We start from the raw sequence: 4,681 nt of genomic DNA, 5'->3' as shown, positions 1-4,681 counted from the left end.
GCTTTGTATGGATAATAAGCACTCAAATCGGGTAAGGTGAGACCCAGACTTTAGCTGCAACTAAAGTTCTTCTATCTAGTAGTTCGATTAAATGATGGCTCCTCTAGCGAGAGACCGGTAACAAGTACGAACACCTGATAGAACTCCAAGCACCACACTCGAATAGTCTTCTGGGTCTCGAGCCCGCATTTGCAAGCAAGAGTTAGCTTATTATGAATACAAACACACTTCAAAACATTAATGTCGGCGTTGATACTGGCAAGTCACAATTAGATATTTATATTCGCCCTCTCGATATTTACTTTACCGTTCCAAACAACGAAAAAGGTATCAAAGAAGCGGTACGAACTATTGCCAAACATCGACCTAACCGCGTTGTCATCGAAGCCACAGGTCGGCTTGAGATGCCCTTCATATTTGCCTGTGATAAAGCGAAGTTACCCTATGTCATTGCCAACCCATTGCATGTAAAAAGGTTCGCAGGAGCCATTGGACAAAGAGCTAAGAATGACCGTCTAGATGCCGCTCTCATTGCTCATTTTGGCGAAGCCATTCAACCTAAACTAACCAAGTTAAAGAGTGAAAATATTCGATTAATGAGTGACTTAGTCACAAGGCGAAATCAACTGCTTTCCATGCAGACGATGGAAAGAAATCGACAACAAATCTTACCTCAGAGTTTAGCTTCTTCCATAAAACCAATCTTGACCGCCCTTAAAAATCAAATCGTCAAAATAGAAGTAAAGATATCAAAACTCATCGATACCTGCCCTGAATATCAAGCTAAGAATGAAATACTACAGAGCATGCCAGGAATTGGAAAAATTGCATCCGCGTCTATCATCAGCAATGTTCCGGAACTCGGTTTCATCACCAATAAGCAAGCATCTTCTCTTATCGGTGTCGCTCCAATAACAAGAGAAAGTGGGCGCCTCAAAGGCAAACGGATGATACAAGGGGGACGCGCTCAAGTTCGTACCGTTTTATACATGGCAATGATGTCTGCCATCCAATGTAACCCCGTATTTAAGGCTACATATGAACGATTAGTTGCGGCAGGCAAACCGAAAAAAGTGGCAATCGTTGCCTGCATGAGGAAGATGGTGGTGATACTAAATTCAATGCTAAGGGACGGTGTTATGTGGGATAGCAATAGCGCCAAAAACTAACTATTGACGCCATAGTCTCTTGTTATGTGCGTACTAAAGTTGTGCGTACAATCTCAGCATGTCTTTGTGTTGAATACCATTTTCATAAATTGGCTCTGGATAATTCAGCAAAAAGTGATCTTTGACGATTGAGTCAACCCGAAAGCCAAGACGCTGATAATAAGTCAGTTGATAGCCAAAGGTGCCTGTGCCTAGTTCAACACGTGAGATTCCCTTACTTGATAACTGAGACAGAACCGACTTAAGCAATTCAGAACCAACACCTTGACCTTGTAACTTTGGATATACAGAGACATTGAATATCTCAGCAAGGCTATTGGTTTGTGGCTTCACTATGCAAGCTGCTAAAACACGCCCATTATCTAGTGCAGCGAAGCACCATGAATCAGATAAATATGAAGAAATACTCGCTTCAGAAGGATCGGCTTCAAGCAGCAAATCTAGCGGAATCTGGCTACTTTTGACTTCGATATATTGCATTTTTCCTCCAAGCACATAACGCCCAATTAACGTGTGAGCAGCGCAAGCACTGAACCCAAAAACTGCGCCGTAAACACTAAACTCAACCCGAAGTGAAAGCGCCAAGCGTTGCGAATCACTGTTGAATTGTTTGTTATGTTTTACCACAAATACATGATTTACTTGAGAAAGAACTGAAATTTCTAGCTGGTTTTCTGAAGCAAACCACAAGGCTCGAACCAGCTTGACCATCAAAGGCGATTAACCTAAAACCTGTAATTCCACTTCCCTGCCCAATGAGGCAACCCGACCAAGTACCAACAAGCGCCCTTTCTTTCCAACCAAAGCGCAATACAATGTTGAGTTGCCGAGGCAACTGCCAAACTGAAATGCTAATTGGCTTAGAACCTAAAAGCGACTTTGAGCCAGTAAAATGAAAAGCCGACCGCCACGACCTGACAATGAAGCAACCCGCGAACATTGGCATGTTTTACGGGCTGAGAAATTCAAGAACTTAGACCGATAATGCGGATTTGCTGAGTCTACTAAGGACGGATTGCCAGAGGGACAAAGAACTAAAGCCTAAGACCTTTAAGCCTTTGAATTTCAAGTAAACATAACGCCCTGTTAAGTGGCTGCCAACCTACCACGTAACTCAACTAAACCACCGTAAACACTATACCAGACCAGAACTAAAAGTGCCCCGTGTTGGCAGTCCGTCTTTAACAGATTGTTAGTTGGTTAGATTACTCCGAAGTTTGGATGTTCCACCGTAGAAATAGGTGCGACCTAAAAAGCAGTAAACGACCAGTGCTTAGCGCCCGACACCGCTTTAGCGCAGATAACTTTAAAGCTGAGTTAGCTCCTTGCATGCCGAAGCAACTGAAACTGACAAACCTGATACGCCCGTTCATCAAACCGGATTCCCAACATGACTAGGCAAGCAGCCCTGAACCTTATTCAAGAGTGATGATTTGTTGCTTGCCGATAGACGATGGACGAATGCACACCACGCGATAGAAACTCGTACCTTAAACTACGAAACCCATACCAACTAACGCCGCGTTAAGTGGTGAGCAACGCTACCACCCTACCTAAACCATTGTGCCGTAATCACTAAATTCAAAGCAAACCGAAAATGCCAAGCGTTGAGAATCCGTCTTAAACGCTTTGTTATGTGTTCTTTTTCGTTTGAGTGTTAAGCGATGCTTGGACTACATCCATGATTTCATAGGGCTTAACTTTTACCCGAAACAATGAAACTTGGAAATGCACTCCTGCAAGCTTTAGGTAATCTTGCATCATTCGCTTTTCTAGCAACTCAATACTGGATATTACATCCTCGATCTCCGCTTTGAGTGACGTTAGATAGCGAATCTCAAAATAATCGTATACTTCAACGGGAACTGTATCTTTGTACTTATCAATTTCAGCACCAGTAATATTTTGGATTTTTCGCTGGTTAGTAAACAATGATTCAGGGATATGTAAGCCCCAGTTTCGATGTTGATTGAAGCTATTTGAGACTTGAGCCTCTTCATTAGTCAAACGTTCAAAACGAACATTTAAGCAAGGAGAACCTTTAACAAGTAGTTTTCGGAATTTCCTATACGAGACAGCACTCTTGGATTCATCACCGAGCAAATTAAACAAGTAATACAAGAGTGCTTTTGATTTATCACTGATTGATTCATACACAACAGCCTCGACAACACCGCTCGCAGAATTAGACTCTACTAATTCATTTATTTCAGATAAATAGCGCTTTAGCCTTTCTTTATACTTAACAGTATCTGCGATGATTTGGGACAAGTAATAAATGTAATCTTCTTTTTCGCGAAACTTATAAACTTTCACTAACCTACTATCTCCAGGCTTACTTTTCGATGGAACACATAACGCCTTGCTAAGGTGCGGCTAACTACCACGAAACCCAAGCAAAGCCACCGTATTCCCGAAAGCCAGCTAAACCAAAAATGCCAAAGGTTAGCCGTCACTCGGCTTTGTTGCGTAATTCGATGGAACTAAATCAGGAAGTTACGATCTGATCGGCTACATCAGTTAATCATCGTAGCCTTATGCCGAAACCTCGTTACAAAACAACTAACTGGAAACAGTACAACAAAGCCCTAATCAACCGTGGTTCACTCACTTTCTGGATTGATGAGGAAGCCATACGCGAGTGGAAGCAAAGCAAACAGAGTAAGCGCGGCAGGCCTCGTCGATTCAGCGACCTAGCCATTACTACCGCACTGATGGTAAAACGCGTTTTCTCTATGCCATTGAGAGCGCTGCAAGGTTTTCTAGACTCAGTATTTAAGCTGGCTAACATACCGCTTGTTTGTCCGCATTACACCTGTATAAGCCGTCGAGCCCAGCAGGTTGAGGTTTCATTTAAAACTAAAACCAGAGGTGCGATACAGCATCTGGCCATTGATGCCACTGGTCTCAAGGTTTATGGCGAAGGTGAATGGAAGGTCAAGAAGCACGGTACTGACGGGAAGCGTAGAGTCTGGAGAAAGCTGCATTTAGCAGTCGACACCAGTACTCACGAGATAGTAGCAGCAGAACTGAGTTTATCTAATGTCACTGATTCAGAAGTCCTTCCTAATTTGCTCAAGCAAACACGTCGACAAATCATCGAGATATCTGGAGATGGTGCTTACGACACAAGGAACTGCCATGATGCCATACGGATTAAGCGAGCTATTCCGCTTATCCCACCAAGAGAAGGGGCAGCCTTCTGGGAACAAGGACATCCTCGCAATTTAGCAGTGGGTTGCCAAAAGCTCTACGGCTCCAACAAGAAGTGGAAAAAGCGGTATGGTTATCACAAACGTTCACTATCAGAAACAGCCATGTATCGAGTGAAGCAGTTGCTAGGTGGGAGGTTAAGCCTGCGAAACTACAATGCTCAGGTTGGCGAAACCTACGCCATGATTAAAGCGCTGAACAAGCTTACAGGGCTTGGTATGCCTGAAACTCAGTTTGTTGTTTAAGAATTGCACAATTTCGGGCGGTTTGTTTTTCTGTCCGAATTACGCAACAAAGCC

General features: G+C 43.3%; 4 protein-coding genes. 2 read left to right on the top strand and 2 right to left on the bottom strand.

Going from position 1 to position 4,681, the window contains the following annotated elements; genetic code table 11:
- Positions 1-212 precede the first annotated feature (212 nt).
- Positions 213-1,169, top strand: a complete 957-nt coding sequence (locus tag ACU01J_RS21470) for an IS110 family RNA-guided transposase (RefSeq protein WP_481087434.1) — start codon at positions 213-215, stop codon at positions 1,167-1,169.
- A gap of 33 nt (positions 1,170-1,202) precedes the next feature.
- Here the strand turns inward: ACU01J_RS21470 and ACU01J_RS21465 are convergent, their stop codons facing one another.
- On the bottom strand, positions 1,203-1,649 hold the full coding sequence (locus ACU01J_RS21465; protein WP_005500246.1) for a GNAT family N-acetyltransferase: 447 nt from the start codon (positions 1,647-1,649) through the stop codon (positions 1,203-1,205).
- Positions 1,650-2,801: 1,152 nt separating this feature from the next.
- On the bottom strand, positions 2,802-3,485 hold the full coding sequence (locus ACU01J_RS21460) for a hypothetical protein (RefSeq protein WP_481087436.1): 684 nt from the start codon (positions 3,483-3,485) through the stop codon (positions 2,802-2,804).
- A gap of 221 nt (positions 3,486-3,706) precedes the next feature.
- On the opposite strand from ACU01J_RS21460, the gene ACU01J_RS21455 reads away from it, so the two are divergent.
- A complete protein-coding gene (locus ACU01J_RS21455) occupies positions 3,707-4,627 on the top strand; it encodes an IS5 family transposase (protein ID WP_481085133.1) in 921 nt (306 codons plus the stop codon).
- Positions 4,628-4,681 lie beyond the last annotated feature (54 nt).

This window comes from Vibrio sp. 2433-A1, assembly GCF_056726085.1.
Note: the sequence above shows the minus strand (reverse complement) of the source record. Positions and strands in the feature narration are given on the sequence as shown.